The organism is Pseudidiomarina xizangensis (assembly GCF_052541995.1).
This window is the reverse complement of record NZ_JBOBQA010000003.1, coordinates 178,956-202,625: the sequence shown is the minus strand read 5'-3', so window position 1 is coordinate 202,625 and position 23,670 is coordinate 178,956. Positions and strand designations below refer to the sequence as shown.

Annotated in this window: 13 protein-coding genes; 3 read left to right on the top strand and 10 right to left on the bottom strand. The window is 50.5% G+C overall.

The window, feature by feature from the left end:
* Positions 1–7: 7 nt before the first annotated feature.
* On the top strand, positions 8–1,924 hold the full coding sequence (locus ACQ5ES_RS09340) for a GGDEF domain-containing protein (protein ID WP_445016146.1): 1,917 nt from the start codon (positions 8–10) through the stop codon (positions 1,922–1,924).
* Positions 1,925–1,956: 32 nt separating this feature from the next.
* Here ACQ5ES_RS09340 and ACQ5ES_RS09335 read toward each other — a convergent pair whose 3' ends face one another.
* The 6 genes from ACQ5ES_RS09335 to ACQ5ES_RS09310 are packed head-to-tail and all read right to left on the bottom strand — an operon-like array spanning position 1,957 to position 19,754.
* Positions 1,957–6,138, bottom strand: a complete 4,182-nt coding sequence (locus ACQ5ES_RS09335; protein WP_445016144.1) for a hypothetical protein — start codon at positions 6,136–6,138, stop codon at positions 1,957–1,959.
* Positions 6,128–10,594: a hypothetical protein gene (locus ACQ5ES_RS09330; protein ID WP_445016142.1), complete on the bottom strand. Its 4,467-nt coding sequence runs from the start codon at positions 10,592–10,594 to the stop codon at positions 6,128–6,130. Before ACQ5ES_RS09330 ends, ACQ5ES_RS09335 begins: the two co-directional genes overlap by 11 nt.
* Positions 10,591–11,475, bottom strand: a complete 885-nt coding sequence (locus ACQ5ES_RS09325) for a hypothetical protein (RefSeq protein ID WP_445016140.1) — start codon at positions 11,473–11,475, stop codon at positions 10,591–10,593. Before ACQ5ES_RS09325 ends, ACQ5ES_RS09330 begins: the two co-directional genes overlap by 4 nt.
* Entirely contained in the window at positions 11,462–13,864 is a 2,403-nt protein-coding gene (locus ACQ5ES_RS09320; RefSeq protein ID WP_445016138.1) for a hypothetical protein, read from the bottom strand. The genes ACQ5ES_RS09325 and ACQ5ES_RS09320 overlap by 14 nt, the downstream gene beginning before the upstream one ends.
* Entirely contained in the window at positions 13,861–17,097 is a 3,237-nt protein-coding gene (locus tag ACQ5ES_RS09315; protein ID WP_445016136.1) for a poly-gamma-glutamate biosynthesis protein PgsC/CapC, read from the bottom strand. The genes ACQ5ES_RS09320 and ACQ5ES_RS09315 overlap by 4 nt, the downstream gene beginning before the upstream one ends.
* Positions 17,094–19,754, bottom strand: a complete 2,661-nt coding sequence (locus ACQ5ES_RS09310) for a hypothetical protein (protein ID WP_445016134.1) — start codon at positions 19,752–19,754, stop codon at positions 17,094–17,096. Before ACQ5ES_RS09310 ends, ACQ5ES_RS09315 begins: the two co-directional genes overlap by 4 nt.
* Positions 19,755–20,034: 280 nt before the next feature.
* Here ACQ5ES_RS09310 and ACQ5ES_RS09305 point away from each other — a divergent pair, with 280 nt between their 5' ends.
* A complete protein-coding gene (locus ACQ5ES_RS09305) occupies positions 20,035–20,475 on the top strand; it encodes a hypothetical protein (protein ID WP_445016132.1) in 441 nt (146 codons plus the stop codon).
* Between the two features lie 23 nt (positions 20,476–20,498).
* Here the strand turns inward: ACQ5ES_RS09305 and ACQ5ES_RS09300 are convergent, their stop codons facing one another.
* Positions 20,499–21,014, bottom strand: a complete 516-nt coding sequence (locus ACQ5ES_RS09300; protein WP_445016130.1) for a GNAT family N-acetyltransferase — start codon at positions 21,012–21,014, stop codon at positions 20,499–20,501.
* Positions 21,015–21,144: 130 nt separating this feature from the next.
* Between ACQ5ES_RS09300 and ACQ5ES_RS09295 the strand changes: the two genes are divergently transcribed.
* On the top strand, positions 21,145–21,339 hold the full coding sequence (locus tag ACQ5ES_RS09295; protein ID WP_445016128.1) for a zinc ribbon domain-containing protein: 195 nt from the start codon (positions 21,145–21,147) through the stop codon (positions 21,337–21,339).
* 33 nt (positions 21,340–21,372) lie between these two features.
* Here ACQ5ES_RS09295 and ACQ5ES_RS09290 read toward each other — a convergent pair whose 3' ends face one another.
* The 3 genes from ACQ5ES_RS09290 to upp all read right to left on the bottom strand — a co-directional run bounded on the left by ACQ5ES_RS09290 (position 21,373) and on the right by upp (position 23,541).
* Positions 21,373–22,347: an LLM class flavin-dependent oxidoreductase gene (locus ACQ5ES_RS09290; protein WP_445016126.1), complete on the bottom strand. Its 975-nt coding sequence runs from the start codon at positions 22,345–22,347 to the stop codon at positions 21,373–21,375.
* 70 nt (positions 22,348–22,417) lie between these two features.
* Complete coding sequence (locus tag ACQ5ES_RS09285; RefSeq protein WP_445016124.1) at positions 22,418–22,843, bottom strand: OsmC family protein; 426 nt, start codon at positions 22,841–22,843, stop codon at positions 22,418–22,420.
* A gap of 68 nt (positions 22,844–22,911) precedes the next feature.
* Positions 22,912–23,541 carry a uracil phosphoribosyltransferase gene (gene upp, locus ACQ5ES_RS09280; protein WP_445016122.1) on the bottom strand — a complete coding sequence of 210 codons (630 nt, stop codon included), beginning with the start codon at positions 23,539–23,541 and terminating at the stop codon, positions 22,912–22,914.
* Positions 23,542–23,670: the final 129 nt, after the last annotated feature.

The window sequence follows — 23,670 nt, the reverse complement described above, 5'->3', positions numbered from 1 at the left end:
GAGAAGTATGACTGATACCAGTAATGAGCGCCGGCAAGAGCCCCGCAACAAGCTGACCACTCGCTTGTTGTGGCATGTGATTATGGTCGCGTTCATCTTGCTGCTCATTACCGTAGTGGCGACATTTTGGCAGACGTACCCGGCAGCCAAGCGGGATGTCGTGGCCAAGTTGCAGGCCGATGTTGCCCAGACGTTAGCGTACAATGACGAGGTGCTTTCAAGTATTGAGTACCGCGGGAACGTGCTGAGTGAAGCTTTCCTCGAGCGGTATAAAGCCTTTGGTGACGATCCAGCCTTTGTCGAGCATTTCGACAACTGGTTTATTGAAACTTCACCTGGCGTCTTCCGTTTGAAAGAGGCATTTTTCAACAAGCAAACCAAAGCTAACCATATTTTTCAGCACCTTAGTGCTTTTGTCGGGCCCCGCCCCTCTCCTCTGAACGACGAAATGAAAGTACGCATCACCCTGAGCCTGCTGGTGCTCAATGAACTGGCTCCGGCCTGGCAGAACGAAGTCACCAACACGCACTTCTCGATGCCGGAAAACGTCATCACTTTATATTCACCTGATTCTGCATGGGGCGCGTTGGCCGATAAAGATCTGGTGATTACTGACTTCTCGACGGTGCGCTCGACCCTGCACTCAGAGAATCCAGAACGAGAGCCCAATTGGACCGGCTTGTACTTTGATCACTCGGCGGGGTTCTGGACCATCACTTATCAACAGCCGGTGGATCTCGACGGCCGGCATCTTATTAATTCAAGCTTCGACGTAAGTCTGCGCAAAATGACTGAGGATCTGAGCCAGGTTGCTGAACCCGGTGTTGAAAGCTACGTTTTGAATGCAAAGGCCCATCTGGTCGCCAGCTCAACGCTTGCGAACGGGGTGAAAAGTCAGGGCGAGGACGGTGAACCGGATACACTGACCCCGGAGAATTATCATGATCCCCTTTACCAACAGTTAGCCGCGCGTCTCCAGCAAGCCGAAAAGCCAATCCAACAGGAAGTTTGGGACGATGTTAATGAGAACTATCTTGTCCTTGTGCAGCATCTTGAGACACCCAACTGGTGGTATTTCTCGGTTTATCCCAAGCATTTAATTACCAGTGAGGCTATGGAGATTCCGGTGTTGCTGGCGCTTCTCGGCAGCATTCTGATCATTGTCCTGTTGATCGCAGTAGCGTTTTTTGTGACGCGCGACATCTCACGGCCATTGCGCGAGCTTGCGCATATCGCAGCCCTGGTAAATGAAAAGAACTACCGTGCGATTGAACAGAATAACGTTGCAAAAGTGCGCAGCTACGGGGAGGTCAGGCAGGTCATGAATGCGTTTCGGGTTATGGCACGGCGCTTTGTTGAAGCCAATGAAGAACTGGAAAACCGTATCGATGCGCGCACTAAAGATTTACGCTCGGCCAATCAAAAACTGGAGAAACTCGCCCACCTTGATGGTTTGACCGGCTTACGCAATCGCCGCGCTTTCCAGATTGACCTGGAGGATAGCTTACGCCAGCAAGGCGACAACTATTATTTTGTTATGGCAGATATTGACGACTTTAAACCATTTAACGATAACTACGGCCATGAAGCTGGTGACCAGGCGCTAATTGCGCTGAGCGAATTGTTCGAAACTGTGGAAGGCAGCAGAGCCTATAGGTACGGTGGCGAAGAGCTGGCGATGATCATAAAAGCCGAGAGCCCCGAACAGGTCGAGCAACGCCTGCAAGATTTGCTGGCAAGCATTGAAAGTTTAGCGATTGAACATCAATACGGGCTCCGCAGTCATCCATTACTAGCAGTTAGTTTTGGCTATACTAAGATTCGTGAAGGTGAGCAGGCAAGCACCCTGATTCAGCGCGCCGACAAGTTGCTTTATCAGGCCAAACAGCAGGGCGGCAATCGCGTAGTCAGCGATATCAACTAACGCTTCCGGTAAGATTTTCGGTTGCTACGAACTTACGAAACCTTCTTACCCGCGAATCGGCGCTTAAGTAATCGAATCAGCCAGTCGCCTTTTTGCGCTTTATTCAACTCCGCGAGCTCCGCTGTCGCGCGGTCCGTACTGATGACATTATCCAGCATGGCTTTATATACCGCGTTGGACTTCTTCCGCCGCTTTATCGCATTGCCGGAGTCAAGAAAAGCTTCGATGGCACTCAATACTTTGTAGCGCCAACCTGAGTCGATAGAGCCCTGCTCCAGCGCTTTTTCCATTTCAGCGAGCTGGCGCTTCAGTTGCTGTTCAATAATGGTAAGGTCAGCTTGAATGCTTTCCTGCTGACAGATCTGACGCTCGCGGGCAATGGCGATGGTTTGCGTGACATACTCTTTATCGAGCACGCCGTACTCTTGCCAGGTTGCCAGCGCGCGCGCGGCAATCTGCACATCGTTGCCATTACGTGAGTTACGCAGGATGACGCCGTAGCTGTGAACCTTGTCCCAGGCTTGCCAGCGATAAATAAAATCTAAGCCGGTACCTTTGATATTTTGCACGCCAATAATCCGTGCGCGCAGGCCTGGAGCGGTGGTATTAATCAGAGTTTGTACGGTTTCATTACCGGTCGAGTAATAGTTCTCCACCACCACCCAGCGCTGTTTGAAGCAAGCAAAAATCCAGCTTAGCACTTCACCCAACGCTTCGTTTGAGATTAATTTGCCAGCTGCCTCCAGATTTCGCCAATGACAGTATTCAGCGTACATGCGCGTCGCCATCTGTGCTATTTCATTAATCAGCGCTGCCGGGCTATCAGTCGCTTCAGTCAAACCTTCAAATGCTGCCTGGAGCTGCGCTTGGTTCTGCCAATTATGGTCAGTGGAAACGAAGTTATCGACCACTTCTTCCGCAACGTTAAGACCCTTTAACGCCGCAGCAACGCGATCCTTAATGGGCTTTAACGCTGTAGCGATACGAAAACGCTGGCAGAGCGCGCTAAGTTTTTGTTCCAAGTCCTGATGTTCGCCTTCCTTAAACTGCGCAATAAAATTCTGCCAGGCTTCCTGAATATAAGTTTGCAGACCGTCGAGGTTATCCCCAATAAAGTAATAGCGGTCGGCCTGAATGTCTGTCACCAGCATCTCGGCAAACACCTGCGAGCGGGCGACGCGGTCGGCCCGATTATTTACCACAATTCCGGTCCATACTTCAGGACTGGTGTCTAAATTATGGTCCGCAAAGCCGGTCCGCTCCCAGTTTCCTAATGCGCCGAGACGTTCGTTCGCGGACATACCGTTGACGAACTCAATATGGCGACCTTGTACGGGTACCTGTGGATAAAGCTTCAGTACACCTAAGTCGGCAATTACATTATCCGCCATGGCTTTTACCGCAACGTCGTTACGCACGCCAAGGCGCTCTGCCATGGTCCGCACCAGCGCGATGTTATTGGGGTGCTCGGCATAGGGAAAGCGCTCCAGCACGTCATTGGTGATAAGGCCTGACTGCAGCCAGCCAATTGCCGTCAAGTTTGCTTGTTTGCGGTGCGCTTCGTCTTGTAGCACAGGAAGCATCGACTCTTCGGTGGTGTAAATATGACCATTTTTGGCGATAAAATTCTGCATCACAATTGGAATCTCAATGCCTGCTGGTCCCTGAATATCTTCATGGTCAGGGTAGCAGTTAGTTATGGTCGAAATATCGTCACGCATCCACTGACTTTGCAAAATTTCGATATAGCGCGGCGTTAACCCCATACATTCCCAAAGGAAAACATCGGTACCGAGCTTGGCTGCAAATTTGGTTAAGAACACCTGTTCCCAGATGGTCGCTTTGTCGTATGGCCGGAACAGGAATAGCTCTTTCATAGGGCGATTGGAATTGCCGTAAAGGAACATAGCTTCGCAGCCAGTGGTTTTTGATAGCACACTTAAACCAAGGTCATTAAAGACTGCGGCTTTCAGTCGTTCAGTTCCCGATTTTCCGCGTGTGCCCCAACCGCCGATAACCAGCGGTAAGCGCTTCCGGTGACGGCGTAAATCAACAAGTTGACGGATGTGATTTGCCAGAAAACCAACGAAAAACACCGACGTAAAGGCCAGCAGCTGGGTGATGGTATTTTGGTAAACCGAATAAAAATAATTATAAGCGTCGTTCATCGATGGCAGCGTGAAAGGCAGTGCCACCGAAGGAAAGAAACGGTTCACTCTCGGTTCGATTGGGTACTTGCCGCCCTTTGGATCTGCATAGCCACGAATAGACAGCTTAAAACCCAGTTTTGAAACTTTTTTCAGGTAAGCATTGGCATCAAAGCTATCGCCTTCCTGCCAGTTGCGCAGGCGCGAAAGTCTGGCAAATTGCATTTGGATGCTCCAACGCGCTTTAAAGCGTGCCAGCAGTGAGCTCGGTGGCGTAACCTCGGTCACCCCTTCGCTGCTGTAGATGCGCATGGGTTCGGTTGGCCAACCCTGATCAAGGCAGGAGATCAGCTGATCGACAAGAGGCAGATAATTACGCTCGCCGCCTTCTTCGTTAATATAAATTGGCTCGCCCGGAACCTTGGTGATGCTCTGCTCCGCAACGATACGGCTGTTAAATTGCTCCAGTCCGTAATAGACCCGACCTTTAATGTGGTTGTGGTTTTGTCGCTTGTCGGTCGCCGGTTTGCGCCATTCATGAATGATGCGCCACAAACGCGGTCGGAATCGAAAGCCGGACCAGACATCAGCCTTACTGCCACGGAAGCGTACATTAAAACCAAAGCGTTTCGCTGCCATGAAGCCTAGCTGTCGGTACCAGGCTTCGGTTCGTTCGCTTGCAGTTACCTTGAGTTTCAGGCGCTCTTCCATCGGCAGCCGCATTAAATCCTGTCGCTGCTCTGTGTTGAATAATGGCGCGCTGGTATAGAAGAAAATGGCCTCACGGCATTCCGCCGCCCAGCGCCTTACGCGCGTTTCCGGATGGTGGTGATTCAGCCAGGTCAGCTGAGTATCGATCTGTTCCAGGCTCAACTCATTGATGGTCAATTGTGGCGTGTACTTATGCATTAGCTGCGGCAGAAGGTGCAATACGGTGCGCAGTAAAAACACATCGGCGTCACTTTTCAATAGCACGATGAGGTTATCAAAAATGGTATTGAGCTGCTCTTGTGACCAGTCGTGATGCAGCAAAGTTAGCAGGAACTCTGCTTTCACTTTGCTGGATGGATCCCCTTGCAACAAGCGAAGACCTAAACGTAAGGCAAAACCGCTTTCTACGTGCTTGGTGGACTCCGCAAAGCGTTGGCGTACATACTCTGACGACTCACTTCGCAATGCAGTTAACGCATGCCGCAATGCTGGTACCTTAGCTGGCAGGAAGCGCAGCAGCGACTCCACCATGCGACCTTTCAGAAAAATGTCGGCATCAGGCTCAACGGTAAATACGTGCTTGAAGATAGTCAGATATTGCTGCGGCTGGGTGACCGCGATCAGCATCATCATCTCGGCCCGCATCCAGATGTGCATATCATCGTCCAGACAGACCCGATAAACGTAACGGATGGTCGTGTCCGGAACCGCATCCCGAATCGCCTCCGGCATATTTTGCAGGACGCGCCGCAAGCCCCGGCACGCAGTAATACGAATATTAGCCTGAGGCTGATAACTCAAGCTTTCGGTCAGCGTATCCGGCAGTGCCATAATCTGCCAATGGCGGCTTAACTCTTTGTCATCTTCAAGTTGCTCGAGCATGACTCGCGAAAGTTCACAAATGCGGCCAAGCAGGAATACAATAAATTTCTCTTGCTCAGAGGCCTTTTTCTCGAAGAACTCACTGAGTGCCGCGTCATCAATCCACTCCAGCTTGTTTCTTGCGATTTTTCTTATGATGCGGGATGGATAGCCCAAAAATTTGGCCGCTGATACCATGTGTTCAGTGCGTTCCGTGTCCGAAGCAGCGTGTAAGTAATTGTAATTAAACTCGGCCTGCCGCGTACGTAATCGCTCAATCTGCTTGAAGCGTTCGCGCAGCTCGTTCTTAAGATAAAGGAACAGCTGCAGGGCTTCAGTATTTACCTTCTTGACCTGATCTCCCTGCTGCGCCGCAGCGGACCACTTTCGCAGGCCGCGTTCGCATTCGCGCAGGGATTTGGCATAAATTTTCTGCCAAAGGTTATCCAGCCCTGAACGCAACAACGAGTGTGTCGATGCTGAATTAGTTCTCATCGGCAGGTTCCCTGTGGTCGTTGAGGGTAATATCGTTGGTGTCAATCATCTCCAGCGAATGGCGTTGGCGTAACGATGAAAAGATGCGGTTCTGCGGAGCGAAATCGTTGTAGCCCTGGCCGTCGGTATGATTCCAGCTGATACCAAAAAATGCGCCTGTGGAGTTACGAACAATGTCATGGCGCACATCGAAACTGAACTGCCATAAGTTGCCGTTTGATTGCCATAATTCATAATCCAGATTTAGCCCAACCTGAGTCGAAGACAGACCGCGCACACGGTTTTCATCTTCCAGATAACGTGTGTAACGTAAATCAAAACCGAAACGCCAGGGTTTCCAATACTGACGCCAGCCACTTTCTACTGACCAGTGATCAAGCAACTGATTCTGGCCAAATTCATTTAACGTAAGCTCTGCTTCAACATGCACACGTGAATCCCGCCAGGGCTGGTAGAAGAAGCTATCACGCAGCGTCACTCCGTAGCGATGATCCAATTTGTACTGGGTCAGAATGTCGTCATCAATTGCGGAGGCAGTGAGTTGCTGTTCCGACAACTCACGCCCAAAGACCTGCAGTTCAACATCGTTGCGGGCACGGTTGTTCCAGAAGTGCTTCCAGCGTCCTGATAGTGACGCGTAGGCGGACCAGGCTCCTTCCACGCCGGTATCGCGCGCACTTGCCTGATAGTAAAGGTTCAGGTTGGCTTCCGCATCAAAATATTTGTTAGGTAGCCAGTAGGCCTGATTGTCACTGATCAGAGTATGCAGCCCGGTACCATTGTGCGCCCGCCATTGCACTGAACTATTCCAGTAAGCATCGAGGTCTTCAAGTTTGCGCAGGTAGTTCCATCGCGCATCGATGAACTTTTCTTGTTCGGCCCGAATGTCTTCATCAAAGTTGTTACGGACGCGGTAGCCTACATCAAATCCCCAGGTGCCGTCGTCCTGTTCATTGAGCGCATAACGGTCATCCGCATAGACACCACGCTTAGCGTCAAGGGGCCAAATTGTCGGTGGCTTTTCCTCACCACGCGAGATCGCAACTTGCTCAGTGGTGACAGCTTCAGTCCCGCTGGATAATGGCTGTTGTTGCCAAATGAAGAAGCGATAATAGCTGTAGACGCTGTCACCGCGGTGGGCAACTTGGTAGAAGGTGTCTTCGGCAAACCACTGGTAGCTCTGACTGGCATTATCATCGCGGCCTTCGTAGTGGTCGATACGGATCAGGCTATTGGCCGGAATAAACAGTTCGATATCCTGCTGCTGGCTGGCACGAAAGGTTTTTACCTGAGCCGCCGGGGTCACTGCAGTGCCATTTTGATCCACCAGTCGATACAGAACCAACGCAGGGGAAGGCTCTGTGAGTTCGATCCCGATCAGGTGGCGGCCCGCAGCTAGCTCAAGGCTTAACGACTGTTGCTGACCGGTGAGAGCCAGTATTCGCTGTCCATTTGGCGTGTCGATGCGGACACTTACCGGCATGGCAGGTGCGGTAATCTCTTCGATTTTACGGATCTGTAACTCAAGCTTCATGGCATCACGCAGCTCAACCGCAATTTCTGCTCTCTCGTCATCGGCTAAGCGGCGCTCTCCGGGTTTAACGTCCGTCAGCATAAGTGCGCGCCGCAGCTGTAGCCAGGGTGAGCTGGGTTGCCAGCGCGCTGTTTCGAGAAAAGCGATACCATCACTGGCACTGACGGTATCCAGTCGTTGCCAGCCGAAGTCTGAGGTGAGTCGATCTAGCAAGTAATGTTGTTCATCCGTTAACACCGTACCCAGGGTCTCAGCCTTAATGTGCTTGAGTTCGTTGGCATCAATCGGAGCCTCTTGGTGCTCAAGTAACAACTCAGCAAGTCGATGGGTTAAAGCTGGTGTGGCTGCTGCTGGAGGATGACTATGCTGGCTAAGTGCGCTGGCACCGTCATTAAGTTCGCTATGCAAAAAAGGTTCGGCGGTTTCGATAACAATTCCGGCGTCAAAACCTTTAGTCTGCACAGTTATAGAATTTGGTTGTCCGGCATCAAGCTCAAGTGTGTAGCTCTGCGGTAGGCCGACATAACCGCCGTCACGTTGTGACCAGCCCAGGCTGTCACTGCTGCGATCCAGACGAATGGCTAGCGGATAGGTTTTTTGATTAATGGTTACCGTGACTTCCCGGACCGGCTCAGTGCCAGTGGGCAGGTCTTTCAATACCGGATACAGGGTCAACTTAAGTCGTGGTGAATTGCTGATCCGGGTGCTTACCGGTGCTGAATCCTGTAAATAAAAAGTCGATAAATACTGGTCCAGATCCTGATTATAAATCAGCGCTTGGCGTGTCATTCCTTCGAGTTCTGCGGGGCGTTTGACCCAGCTGTAAGCGCCTGCTAATGCCGAGTTCTCGTAGATAACCCGAGGCCAGGCAACCTGGGTCGGCCCCGGTAATTGCAGGAACCACTCCTGAAACAAGGCGAACTGATCGGACTGCCAGGCGGCGCGCAGTGCTTCGGCGTCAACACCGGTAAACGCACCACTTTGATTCAGCAGCCAGAACAGCTGTGCCGCTTCATGGCTGCGATTCTGGTATGCCCAGCTTCGGGCTATTTCCACCAGCGCCTGCTCATCATTGCGTTGCAACATGCGCCAGGCCCAGTAGCCCTCGACATCAAACCAACGCTCCTGCTCGATAAAATAGTGTAACAACACAGCTTCGGCTTCATGTTGCAACGCTGATTCAGGACTGACGGCAAAATCAACCAACAGCTGGCGCGCGGTAAAATTGTAGCCAAGTTCCATGATGTGGGTGTAAACATCTTCAATTGTGTTCAACTGCGCCGGGAAAGTCGCTGTCAGTGATGCTTTGATAGCAGCGAATTCGGCCATACCCAAACCTTTTTGCTGGGTCAGGTACTCACTGGCGTAACGCTGGGCGAATTGGTTTGCGCGCGCGACCAGGCGAGGTCGCCATTGCTCCAGAATTTCATGTTTCAGGGCATTTTCCGCAAGCGGTTCAGCCTCACCGGACAGGAGCGCCTCTAGCAGCAGGGCGTGTTCAGCGGCGGACAGGTCCAGCCAGGTCGTTTCAGTGGGAGGTTCGCGGCGCTCGACCTGGTAATCCAGTCGTAGCCATGCTTCGTGTTCACCAGTGTTTTGCACAGTGATCGAGCTGTAAGGCTTCTGAAAAGGTAGCACCAACTCAGTCACTCTGTGGCTGGGTTGCTCAGGATTGGTGGCTACAGCTAATTGTGAAGAACTATCCAGTTGCCAGCGCTGGTTAAGCCGAAACTCCGGTAAATAGCGGATCCGTTGTTGCTCACCATCATTCGAACGAATGGTAAGTGAGGTTCGTTGATTCGGCCATTTCAGCGTCACCCGCACCGGTGCCTGTTGCGTCTGCTTCGGCAATTCAAAAGTTGCCGACCGGGTCGCTGGCAGCTGATAAAAATAATCAACCTCGCGGGTTGCTTCCCGGGGAATGGGCAGGAACGTCTCCCGGTCCTCGCGCATATTGCCGGTCAGCGGCACAAAAGCATCGGTTTGCAGCGTCTGATTTGGGGGCAGGCTGCGGAAAAACGAGGTTGTCACCAAGGGGTATGGTTCCAGCGCCGATTGTTTTTGCTCTGCCTGATCCACGGGCCGCGGGGCATTGCGTTGGAACAAAAACTGATGTTTGGGATCAGTTTCAAGCCAACGCAGATAGGCGTTGCGATCAAGATCTATGGTGATCTGTTGCTCAGCTGCGGCGACATAAAAAGGTAGTAAAATCGAGCGGGACAGCAATTGAGTGCCCGGACTCAAACTATCGTTGTAGCGGGTTGTGGTATCGAGTTGCGCCTCCAGCTGAAACTCTTTTGGGCTGGCGAATCCAGCTGACTCAGCTGCCATTGTCAGCACTTCCCGCAACTGATACGAAGCATCCCAGGGCAGCTTTACTTCAAGGTGGTAAAGTCCCGGCTCGGCAAACTCCATAGCGTAGTTGGTGTCGGCGTGGATGAACTGAAACTCGTGAGACTCGAATCCCGGTTCGCGTTTTAAAGCACTAGTGTCGTGCGCGTCGCTCAACTTGATCCGGGCATCCCGGGTGTGTTCTGGCATGGCCTCTGTTTCGGAACGATAAAACTGCATCGCTAACTGCTCAGCGTCAGTAGTTTCCAGCAGCACTATGCGTTCGGCAGATGTCTGCAGATGATAAAAGTAATCGGTAAAGTCCTCTTCGGAGTGCGCATCCAGCGGGTCATGACTGATAAAGACACCATTACCCTCCGATGACCAAACCTGCGGCATTTGTGACGCAGTGTCGCCAGCATTATGATAAACCCGAAGTCGCCACCATTCGCTTGGTGCGACTTCGAGTTTGACGTGCGACGCATCGTGCCGCGTCACATCGACCTCATACCAGAGCGTACGACTGAAAGGCTGTGCTGCTGCGGACTGCAAAATTAGCAGTGCAATGCCGAGGACTACACCACGAATCATTCGCTGGCGGCTCCTAGGATGCACTGCATCGCGCGGAGGGTTTTGTCTTTATCGCTAACCAGGCTGTCGCGTACCTCGCGACTCATTTCAACGTGAACAAAGTGCTCTGATTTACCCCAGCGGGCCAGTGCCTGCGCGACGTTATTTTGTGTGCCGCCAAGCTCACCAACTTCTTCCGGGTAACGTAAAACAGTTACATTTAACTGTGCTGCCAGGCAGGACTGGATGTCGTGCAGGCGCGTCTCATGCATGAATTGTTCGCTGGTGCCGTGGCTGAGGATAATATCAGCATTGCGGCCGGCTTCCGTCACTCGCTTACTCTTGGCATAGCCATGCAACTGCACAATCACACCGTCCGGCTGCTCTGCCATCCATGCTTCTGATGCTGCCAGCAAAGGGCTGCGACGGGCGTTGGAAATATCGCTGTTAGTCTTGGGCTTCTGCTCCTGTCCGGCATAACGATGGATGGAGTTGGACATATACACCTGGGCAAGGTCGTGCTGCCAGGCGGTTTCGGCGATAGCCGCCGTGTGCAGGTCAAAATAGCGATGCGGTGTTTGCAGGAACAGTGCATTTTCGCTACTTGGCCGATAACCGAATGCACCCCACCCCAATTTTGTTTTGCTGGAGGCCAAAATAACTTCAAGACTTTGCCATTGCTCACGCTGTAACTGGTAAAACTCCGTCAGGCCATCTTCCCGTTGGTCACGGAATAATGACAAAAATGATGCTTCTAAGGCCGCCTGGTTCGGTGAAGAAACCCTTTGGTAGTAATCACTGCGCGGCACGTTATCAAACCATGGCACTTCGAGAGTTTGACTCTGGACCGGTAACGCTTGAAGTAACAAACCGATAGCACCGTAAAATTTAAAATAACGCATTGCCGTCCTCCGTATAAATTTCAACTTGATAATTAGGGGCTTCAGCCAGATATCCAGCTTGAATATATCCGGAATTCGGGACTGAACTGCTAACGATGATTCGGTAGCTGCTGTCGTTCAAATCGCGACCCAAAAGAAAGGGTAGTCGTGTTGGTTGCCAAAGCGCAGGCTGATTCTGATTTAACAACAGTACTTGCGGCGCAGCTGTTGCTTTGTCTATCGGAAACATCCGCGTGCTTACAGTATAGTCGGTGAACACTCCCACTTGTTCTTCCTTCACTAATGTTAGAGTCACTTGGTGTGGTTCGGCAATAGCCGGAAAATAATTAAATGTTACCCACTCTTCGGCAGTGCGTTTTTGCAGCTCAAATGACAGCTGATTCTTCAGTTTATATGCATTACGGACACGGAAGGGGTGCTGACCCGACATGGACTGGTAGTTGCTGAACCAACGCACTGAATCCGGGGGCGATATTGATAACTGGTAGTTGCCTTGCGGCAGCGCTGGTAGAAATAATTTACCTGTTTGCGCATTAAGCCAGTCGCGTTGCAGTAATTTACCGTCTATCGCAATTTCTATAGCAAGTGGTGCCGCATTCGCTTTTTGATAAACCAGCTGTGGCCGCACTTCCTGAGCGTGATCAGGAGCAGTTAATGTATAGTCCGCATCAACGGTGTTGATGGGGTAATAGAGCAGGTTTGCTGGCCGCTCTGTCACATCCGTTCTTAGTTCACTTTTATCCGCAGCCATAAACAGCTCAAAATAAGGGGCATCTTCCAGATTGCTCAGACTATACCAGTGCTCGCCTTCAAGGCCGTCATCAAGAGTCGCTACCTCCGCCAGCGGCACCTGCCAGGATAACAATCGTGTCACTGGAACCGTTGCTTCTGAGGTGCTCAGCGGCCGGGTTAAAAACCACTTTGGAATCTGTTGTTGATCGGGTTCATTCTCATCCGAGGGATCAACGCGATAAGGCATATCTGCCGGACGCGTGTAGACATTGACCAGCACATCCGCTGCATCAGCGGGCTCTGAGGTCATCAGACGCACTTTGAGCGCTGCCGCAGTGGCAGGTGCCACAATGTATTGTGACGATTTGTGATGAACCTTTGCCGCCAGACTTGAGTCAACCGCCACTTGATAGGGGTTCACACCAAATTCAGGTCTTAACTGACCGGACAGCAACTGTTCGCCCGCTTCATTGACAACCGTCCATTGCAGTCCGGCATCATTGGCCAAATTTGTGGCATCTCTGGTCAGCCACCGGGCGTCGAGCCGCAGCGGTTGCAACTGTTTTGATTCACTGACTAAGGCGAATGTTAGCACGTTATTTTCCCGTACTACGGCGCTGCGCAAATAGTGATACTCTGGCACTACGACATCGCCGCGCGCATCAAAGAAACTCAATTCACAGCGCTGGTCGGCAGCAAACCGGTAAAGGTTCGGTTCGGCTGGCATAGCCAGCCGCTCGGTTGCTGAATCCAACTGTAACGGAGTGACGACCAGAGCTTCGTTTTGACTGACTCTGCTTAGCTGCAGATTCACAGCTTCTACAGGTGTAAGGCTGGCGCAGCTGAATTCCGAAATAGTACGCTGTATACGGGTATCAATGGTTAGCCAGCGTTGCGGACCGATCACTGCCAGTTCGTCGACGACGCCGGGCTCTTCGCTATAGATTTCCACGTTTTCGTTCACGAATAGGGTACGCGAGATGATGTCGCCGTTGCTGGCTGATGAAGGTCCAATCGGTTGCCAGCGTTGCATTAGTGCCGCGGTGCGCTCGCGTTCCGGAATCAGTTCGACCGGGTAAATATGGTCTTCAAAATAGGCTGCTCTTTGCTCGTCGTTAAGCCGTTGCCAAGTGCGTGTTACCGATTTCTCATCGTAGCGTTCGAGTACCGCAACGCGAATAGCTAACGGTCGCGAGGCAGCAGTTAAAGTCAATGCGAACTCGGTCAGTTGCTGGCGATCTGTGAAACTAACCACATGCAGCTGGGTAAGACCTGCGCGGTCATCCTGAGGTGAGTCAAAGAAGCGGGGCGGTAGTTCATTCGCGCCGATTGGTTCGTCGTCACCATGCATAGTGACGGTGTAAGTTTGATTCAGTTCAGTGTCTGGCCGGGCCTGAAATCTCAGCTCAGCCTCTTCATCAGCGGCTGGAACGCCGACGGGAGTATGTAAGATACGTACCTGGGTGGCCTCATTCGGCACGTCGAAGTTTAAGGTTTCCCCGGGGCGGAGAATGTAAACAATCGATCGCGCATAGCGTTCTTCCCAAGGTTGTACGTCGCGTACGGCAAAGGTCGTTAAATTACTAACCGCATAGCCGATGACAATTAAAACTGTTAGCAGCGTGAATAGCAGCAGGAGTCGCCCGATTACTCTCATTCTGAGGCCTCCCGGTGTAACCATTGAAGACGAGTACGCACGAATTCATTAACCATGGGTTGGATTTGCATGCTATCGGCAGCCAGCTCAAGGGTTGAGTCTGATAAGGGCGTCAGATTCTTCACTGCAATAATCTCATTTTCAGCATTACGTAATACAAAGTAGCTTTGTAACGACTCATTGTCTTGCCAAAGCTCGAGCTTAAGCTCCGGGAAGCGTTGTTGCAGAGTCGCCAGCAGTTGAATATTTTGTGATTGTTCAAACTGATTAAGCAAACGTTTGACGATGTGTAACTTTGATCGCGACATCGATGCCAGCGATTGCTGATTTAATGCCAGCTTCACATCGTAGTCACGCATCGGTATCCCCAGCGCCAACATTTGCTGATACAACACAGAGTCTGAGGCAAGGGTCCTGAAACTCTCGCGGATGCCGCGAGGCAGCCATATTTCTGCATAATGCGCTGACGGTATAAATTTGGTAAAGCGAGCTTGCGCGGTATAACTTGGCGGAGCAGTTTCGATCAGATCATCAGCAGCTGCAATGCCGGCGCCCGCCAGCAACGACTGCAAATAATGACGCAGTTCAACAAAGCCAGGATGTTGTGCTGCGAAGGGCTTGTTTAACTCATAAAAACTTAGTCTGACGTGATTCGCATCATCTTCATCATCAGCACTGTAACCCCTGACTTGCACGGCGGTGACACCCTCATCCGCATGATGTCTCAGGGCTGCCTGATGGATTAGGTTGAATAAAGACATTGGATTATTTCTGGCAACGACTCGAGCCGAGCCATCGGTATTTGCCATTGGGTGTGCGCCACTTACCAGCAACGCGCTGGACTCCATTTGCTGAAATAATGTGCCAGCAAACTCAAAACTACCTGTTTCAAATAGCGGCGACGGTGCTTCAATCACGTAAGGGGTTGTTGCGCCTAATTTGAAAACGAAGGTTCCCCAATGCCGCAGTTGGTTCGTCTCTATATCTACTTGTTCCCGCAGTATAAAATACTCAGATCCGCTTGATATATGTTTATACAGAATAATTTGGTAACCCAACTGTGCAGCTGACTCCGCAATTTGATTAATCAGCGGTCTGGCTCGGATCATCCATTCTCCTGCATCGTATTGGTCGATAACCATAAACAGAGGCTTGAGTACCGTCTGATCAAAATAAAGCAGTTCAGACAGCTGCGGAACCACGTAATCCTGGGAGTTCTTTGCCGCAAGCAACCGTTTGTTCTCTTGCAGGAAAGAAAGCAAGTAACCGGCAATTTGTTGCTCGTTGGCGACCGTCTGGATGTCATCACTCACGGCTGCATTTGTTAGGATCGAAAGCACCGCCGATTGGGTCAGGAATAGTTCGGCGAATCCGTAACGCGAGACCTCGCGTTGACGGTTTTGAAAATCCGGCGTATCCCAGATGACCTGATAACCTGAAGTTAACTGTTCGAGCGTTGCCAATGATAGATCGGCGGGCGGGCGATCCTTCACCCACATTTTGGTTTCACTGGCGCCGATATCAAGAACACCTGTCGAGGCGCGTTGTCCCAGCAACTGGCGGGCGAGACTTTGCGAATACTCGCGAACTTGTATGGTGTTGTTAAGCGCTAAAGTCTGGTGAAAAACCTGAAAGAGCGTCTGCGAGTTAAGCAGTAACTGGTCACTCCCGTCTTGCGCCCGTTTTGCCCTGGCTGAAGCCACAGCCAGGTATCTTGCGTTGAGCCGTTCAAACAATGGCACCATCACCAGGGCCGTCAGGCTTTCATCCATTACGGTAGGAAATTGCAATGCCAGCTCAGTGCTTTGCGTCAGGTCGACAACAAAGAATCCCCAACCACGCTCAGGCTGCGTATCGCGCAATACCAGATAGCGTGATTCCGTCCAGATTGCCTCATACCCATAGTCATTGGCCAACCCGGCAATTTGATTTAATTGTGCTGGGGACGGGGATGGGCCGAACGCATCGATCGCTAAAAGAGTTTGGCGAAACTGATTGAGTGCTAGGGGTGAGATGGTGACACCGCGCTTCATCGATTCCGAAGCAAAATTTGCGCGCCTGGATTCTTCGACGACGGCCGACAAGGATCGCTGTGTCACCGTGATCATGTTCGACTGTGTCGACGTTACCGTGGGGACGTCGGTTACTGGATTATACAGTGTCAGCGAAAAGCCGATAAGACTTGCCACCACGCTTGCCACCAGTGATGTTTGCACCGTCGTTCGGGTCAATTTTATGGCAATATTTTTTTGATACATCTTTATCGCCAGCAAAGTCGCTAACAAATAACCAAAACCGTAAAGATCGGTTATTTTTTGCTCCGGAAACCAGGTGATAATGATGTAACCGAGAATTAACTTGTAAGCGAAGCCGATATTAAAAAACATTAACAGCTGGCGCGCGCCTTCAATGTTTCGATTGCGTATCAAGGGCAGTTTGAGAAGCCAGATAGCAAAAAACAGAATGACGAAAGCTTCAACAAAGGTGGTCAGGATCTTGATCGGGTTATACCACTGTAAAGCCAGCAAGCTGGGAATGAGAATACCGTTAAAATCCCACCCGTATCTGAGGTTCAGTCTTGACGATAAAAATGCTGCAGTGATCAGGATGATATAAGCTTTCGGGCTCGCGAGGATGTTACTGGCGACGTCCTCGTACATGTAACCTAAGGTACTGATATTAAAATTGGTAAGCGGTATGAGTATGTAGCTGATGATGGCATAGGTTATTGCCAGATGAACCAATAACGTCGACAACCCACGTTTGATCCCACTGTTCCAAAATTGGTTGGCACTTAGCGCGATGATGATCAGGCCAAAGCTATGCAGGCTACTGCGGAATTCATATTCTACGCCGCGTTGTAATAAATACTCGTCCAGGGCGACGAGTAAATAAGCGTCGAATACCACCCGTACCAAGACACTTACCAAGATAAGAATAAAAAATCGGTCACGGCCAAATAACTCGCCAAGGCCAAAGCGCACCAACAACCGATCAGCCAGAGCGCGCGCTAACAGATAAGTGACGATACTTTCGATAATAATGACAACGGCTGAGCCGGGTCTGACCAGTAATAAGGGAACGATATAACCGGGCACGACCAGACCTGATAAGGTGGTACCAAACCGCAGGTTCAGGAATACCACAACAATGACACCAATCCATACGGTGGTGACGACAGAACTTGCTAATCCTCCCGTGGGGAACAGTTCCAACGGCAACCAATCCATCATTGCGGAGGCCTTTCACGATCGTTCAGGTCAGCGTCAAAGGTTGGCAGCAGGAGCTTAACCTGAAACCCTTTGCCTAACTGTGTAGAAAGTTCAAGCTGCGCGCCCCAGTCTTCTATTTGTCTGCCGAGATAAATGACCGTGAACAGTTCGCTACCCTCATTGAATAACTCAAAGTTGGTCAGTTCGTGGAGGCTATCCAGACGCTCTTGCGGAACACCGTAACCGTTATTGGTGAACAGGATTTGTGTACGTCGGCCGCTGTCTTTATATACATCCTCGCTCATCGCTACCTTAATGAGGCCGGCATCGGTATCGGCATCCTTTACCAGTAGATTAAGAATGGCGTCGAGAAGCTGTCGGAACGGGTCAAGTGAAACCATGACCAGAGGTATGATTTCGGGCCATTCGTAGTCGAATTCGGTCGCTTTGCTCTCTGGAGTTTTTACTAATTTACGAACCCGGTTGGTGATCAGACGCGCCGGATTTGCAGGAATGATTTCGCTACTGTGTTGCTGCAATTCCAGCATGCGTTCAACGGTAACACGGAGTTTTGATGCCTTATCCAACGTTGACCTCAGCTGTTTGAGGTAGTGCTGATGCTGCTTATCGGTCACTTCAGCTAACTCTTCAGTCACCTGCCTGATACTTGTGAAATCAGCGGGCAACTTGTTGAAGTAATACTGATAGAGCTCGCGCTTGCGTTCAACAACCTGTTGTACTGAGTGAATGTCTATAAACTCAAATAAAATACCAGCAAGCAGGAAGGGTGACATATCGTCATTGCGATTATTTTCACGTTCAATTGGCAACACGCGAAGAATATAATCTGATTCCAGTTTCGGGCTCGAGATTGGCCATTCGACCGTTCGTTGGTGCAGCGTGATCTGCAGCATGAGCCGTTTTATATTGGCAGATTGCTCTCCCGTCAATTCGACCAGCAAATCGTGGGCACTCATGGTAAAAATCTTCAAATCAAGAGCATTGGCAATTTTGTCCATCTTTTGATTGGATGTCAGTACCTGGCCAAACAAATTGTACAGAGCTAAGGCTGAAGTATTACGGTTAAAAACATTCTGCAGCAGACCTAATCGGCGCTCCAGTAATTCGATGGCGGAATCAAGCTCACGGTGTTCCTTTACTGCGTAGTTGAGGTTGATGACCTGCCGTAGCCAGCGATTCTCTTGTGTCGTCCGCTCGACAAATTTACTGCGGTGATAAAGAAGTTCTGCTAACTCGCGTGAAAAGCTAATCAGGTTCTGTTCAAAGATATTAGCGTTCCACTGTTCATCAGGCTCGACAGTTAATGCCCAGAAGCCCAATACATCGCCTGCGAATACCAAGGGGACAACGTATTCGATTTCGCTTTTGCTGGTATTCTTAAAGTAGTTTTTGCCTTCTATCCGAAGGGGGCGTTGGGTTTGCAGGGCATCGTTATAGGGTGCGCGCTGGAAGTCGCGCCGACGCTCCTCAATATCATTGATGGTGCAATTGAGTGAGTGAATTGCGACTAAACGATGATCTTGTGCTACTCGATCCAGCAAAATAGAACGTTGCATGTTGAGGTGTTGATCGATAAAAACATGTAAGTTCTTCCATGGGTCCTCAGCCTGAAGGAATGAGCCAGGGAGCATTCTTTGATTTAATCTTGTCTGAAGTTTTGCGGTCCTGGACGACATGATTTGGTTTTCACGACGGCGTTCACTGATCAGAAACTGAAGCAAAGCAATAAGTTGCGTCAGAAACAGCTCCCCAAAGGGGAATACCAGTTGAAAGCTGACAAACAGTAGATAGGAGAGCAGTAAAGCAATAGTAAGCTGCGTACCTTCAAAGAGTAGAATGCCGTTGGTATTAAATACCTGTAATAAAAAGAACGCAGCGAAGTAAGCGCTCAGCAAGAGGAGTACGACAACCACCGCTGGCAATGGCTCTAAGTCCAGTTGCTGAACGATGGTCTCTACTGCTAACGCCTGCATTTCGACATAGGTTAGATAGTTTTTCTCAAGCGATTCTGCAACGTAGAATCGTTCATAGCGATTGCTAGGACTGACTTGAATAAACACGATTTTATCAGCGACCAGACTTTTGATAATGTCGCCATTCAATGCCTGTTGCGCAGTGATATTTGGGAGTAGGCTTGGGCGTATCGCGAAATTAAAGAACCGCTGGTCGTCAGTATCGGAGACTTCAGTGAAGTTTTTATTTCGATTGAGTAGTGCCAGTATCGAATTATCCGTACTCGCAAGACTAAAAGAGCGATAGTTGCCGTTATCGGAGTTGAGCTCAAATAATTGAAGTGAGTCCGGGTATGCCTTTAAAAAGTCCTGCCCCCGTGATGAGGTCACATGAACATTATCGGGCCAGTTATAAGCCCTTGTCGTCGAGCGAGAGTAATTATCCAGTATCAGGATATGGGACGCACCGGCGTTGTTTAATTGCCGCACGAGGGAATTAATTTCGCTGTCGGTTAGATCTGCGCCGCCGGTGTTTTTTAGCGTAAAAGTTGTCGGCACAAAGTCGGGAGCAGGAGAGATATACAAAAAAGCATCAGTAAGCTTTGCATTAAAGATACCTAAAGGCGTTGTCAGCGACAGCGCCAGAATCGCAAGGACGGCAACAATACCGATTGCTACATCAGTTAAAAAGCCTTTTATTCTCAAAAGACACCTCGGGTACCAGAGTGCGACCTGAAATTAACGCTACCATTAGATGGTGCGATAGACAGAAACGTAGCTTTAATTTCGACGCTAATTTTTACTTATATTTAACCAACATTATAATGTTTGGTCAGTCGATACAATTGTTGATTAAGTCATTAGTAAAAAAGAAAACATACGCTCGTCACCAATAGCGTTAAGCGGGTTGAATCAGTTTGCCGCGCTGCTGTCCAAGTAGCACGATTAAGTTGACACATGAAAAGAACATTAGGGGTGCTATTCAATGAGTTGGCAGCTAAGAACCTGTGTTGCAGTTTGCGCAGCAATTTTAATGGTGGGCTGCGCTTCACCTTACACCACAAACGTAATAGGCAAGACCCGCCCAGCAATCGCGCCCGAGCAGGTGACCATTTACACCCAGGAGCCGGAAACTTTTGAGGCGATCGCGCTGATCACCGCGACCAGCGATGCTTCCTGGCGGTTGACCGATGAAGCGAAAATGGAAGCCGTACTGTCGCGCTTGAAAGAGGCAGCCGGCAAAGTCGGCGCAAACGGCGTATTGCTGCGTGCCACTGGCGAAAAACAGGACGACTCGGTACATATTGGCACCGGCGTCGGTCGTAGTTCCGGCAACGTTGATTTTGGTATCAGTCTGGGTAAGACCTTCGGCTTAACTGATAAAACCGCTGAAGGCGTCGCCATTTACGTACCCGAGGGGCAATAAAAAGCCCCACAACGTCGGGGTGATCAGTTGACAGCGCGTTGCATTAAAATATCGCGCTGCGGATCGGTACCCAGCGGGAACACATGCGAGCCGACTTCGCGGAACTTATTTTTTTCGTAGAAGCGGATGGCACGCGGGTTATCCTCCCAGACGCCTAACCACATAACATCGCAGCCACGCTCGCGTAAAACATCTAAACTCGCGTTCAGCAGCTTTTGCGCAATGCCTTTGCCATGCCAGGAACTGTCAATGTAAAGCCGTTGCAGCTCACCGGGCTTATTAGCGGTGACACATTCAGGTGCATGGTCAAAGCGCAGCTGCACAAAGCCTACGAGTTTATCGTCTTGCTCAGCCAGCAATGTCCGCATTTTGGGATTGGTAATCTCTGCTGCCTGTTTCGCTTCGCTATACGTTTGCTCGCAATGTAACTGCATATTTTCTTTTGAGTTCACTGCGCCAAAAGTTTCGATAAAGGTCCTTTCAGCCAGTTCTGACAACTGCTTAGCATCTTCTTCTTTCCCCTCGCGAATACTGAACATAAACACTATCCTCAGTTAATGAACGATTGCTACAATCAAAGTCGACGACACCTCGGCGACTTGAGATAATCATATAGACTACTTAAAAATTCATCCACTTTGCAGTCGCCAGATTAAAACAGGAGGTCGCATGTCGCTGACTCATGAAGCTGAATTCAGTTGCCCGTATTGCATGGCACCCAACAGCATCGAAATCGATCCCGTGAATGATATTCAGCAGCAACAAATTGTCGATTGTCAGATCTGCTGTCAGCCTATCGAAGTTATTATCAGTGAAGGTATGGATGGCGACTTTGAGGTGATTGCCCGCACCGATGACGAGTGAGGACTTAGCCGCTGCTGGCCCAGCGGTTAAGCATTAGCTTTTGCTCGCAATCTCAAAGCTGCGCAAACGTGCGTCATGATCATAAGCATGGCACGTCAACATGAGTTCGTCGACAGCTGTTGCGGCAACGAAATCATCCAGGTAGGCATGGACCTGTTCAGGTGTGCCGCACGCCGTATATTTTAACGCATGGTTGGCGCCTGCCAGGGCCATCGGATCAACCTGCTGTTCAATGTCGTCGATGGGGGCAGGCAAAGGTCCGGGATTGCCCTGACGTAACGCGATAAACTGCAATTGCATGGAACTCTTCATGCGTTTGGCGGCCTGTTCGCTATCGGCAGCGAATACATTGATTGCCGCCATCGCGTAAGGTTTATCCAGGTAGTTCGATGGCCGGAAATTATTGCGATAAGCCTCAAGTGCAGCATGCAGATGATCGGGCGCAAAGTGCGAAGCAAAGGCATAGGGTAAACCTAATAAAGCTGCCAGCTGGGCGCCGAATAAACTGGAGCCAAGAATCCACACTGGCACTTTCGAGCCACTACCGGGAACTGCTTTTATGCGCTGCCCGGGTGCAGGGTCATCGAGGTACTCGAGCAATTCCTGTACGTCGTCAGGAAAGCGGTCGGCGCTGTCGTAGCTGCGACGCAGTGCGCGCAAGGTTGCGCCATCAGTTCCAGGTGCCCGGCCCAGCCCCAGGTCAACACGATCGCCATACAGCGCCGCTAATGTACCAAACTGTTCCGCTGCCACAAGCGGTGCGTGATTCGGCAACATAATGCCGCCGGCACCGATGCGGATGCTGCTGGTCTGACTGCCAATGTGCGCCAGTGCCACTGCCGTGGCCGCGCTGGCGATACCGGTCATATTGTGGTGCTCCGCCATCCAGAAACGACGGTAGCCCCACTGCTCGACATGCTGCGCCAGTTCAGCTGACCGCTTCAGTGACACCGCTGCTGAACTGCCTTCAGTAATGGGCGCGAGATCGAGTACGGAAAGGGCAACCATGGAGACTCCTGGGAGGGGGGGGCAGCTCGAAGTCGAGAAAAACGTCGAGCTGTGATTGCTGGAATGAGTGTTATGACTCTAACTCGGCATCCAAAGTGATCTTCGCCGTCAACAGCTTCGATATCGGGCAATTATCTTTTGCTGCGTTTGCCGCTTTTTCAAAGGTTTCTTTATCAGCGCCTGGAATACGTGCTTTCAGGTCAAGGTGAACATGGGTGACAGCAAAGCCGCCGTCTTCTTCTTCCAGCTTCACCGTGGCTTTGGTGTCGATGCTCTCTGCTGTTAAACCGGACTCACCAAGGATCATCGACAACGCCATCGAAAAGCAGCCTGCATGCGCTGCACCGATAAGTTCTTCAGGGTTGGTGCCTTTGCCATCTTCAAAGCGGGTGCCGAACGAATACTGTTGCTTGTCCAGGACACCACTTTGCGTTGAAACTGTGCCTTTTCCGTCTTTTAGTCCGCCTTCCCAATGTGCATTTGCTGTGCGTTTCACTAAGCACCTCCAACTAATTGTTGTGAATGTACTTATTAGTATAGACCATCGGTCAAGTTAGGGATCACTTAGCGGGTGCCGAAGATCTTATCGCCGGCATCGCCAAGCCCAGGAACGATATAACCATTTTCGTTCAAATGATCGTCCAAAGCCGCTGTATAGATTGGAATATCGGGATGTGCTGAAGTTACTTTTTCAACCCCCTCAGGGGCGGCAACCAATACCAGTACGCGAATATCTTTACAGCCTTTTTGCTGCAACATATCCAGCGTCGCAATCATGGTGCCACCGGTCGCCAGCATCGGGTCGATGACCAGTGCGGTGCGCTGGGAGATTTCACCAGCGAGCTTTTCGAAGTAGGTAACGGGCTCCAGGGTTTCTTCGTTGCGGTATAGACCGACAACGCTGACTTTGGCATTGGGAAGCAGACCAAGCACACCGTCAAGCATACCAATACCGGCTCGCAGAATAGGTACGACCGTGACTTTCTTGCCTTGCAGGCGCTTTACGGTGACTGAAGTACCGTCCCAACCAGTTATTTGTTGCGGCTCTAAGGCGAAATCTTGAGTGGCTTCGTAGGTCAGCAGATTACCAAGTTCATTGGCAAGTTCGCGGAAGCTTTTGGTGGAGATACCGGCTTCGCGAATTAACCCAAGTTTATGTTGCACTAACGGATGATCGATCACATGAAGAGGCATGGTTTTATCCCGTAATCTGTTTGCTAAAAGTTAACGTAAGTTTAAGTTGATGCTAGTCAAGATTGAAGAGAAAAATAATATTGAAAGTGATTGGTTATTTATTAACGATCAAATAATTCGACAAAAGAC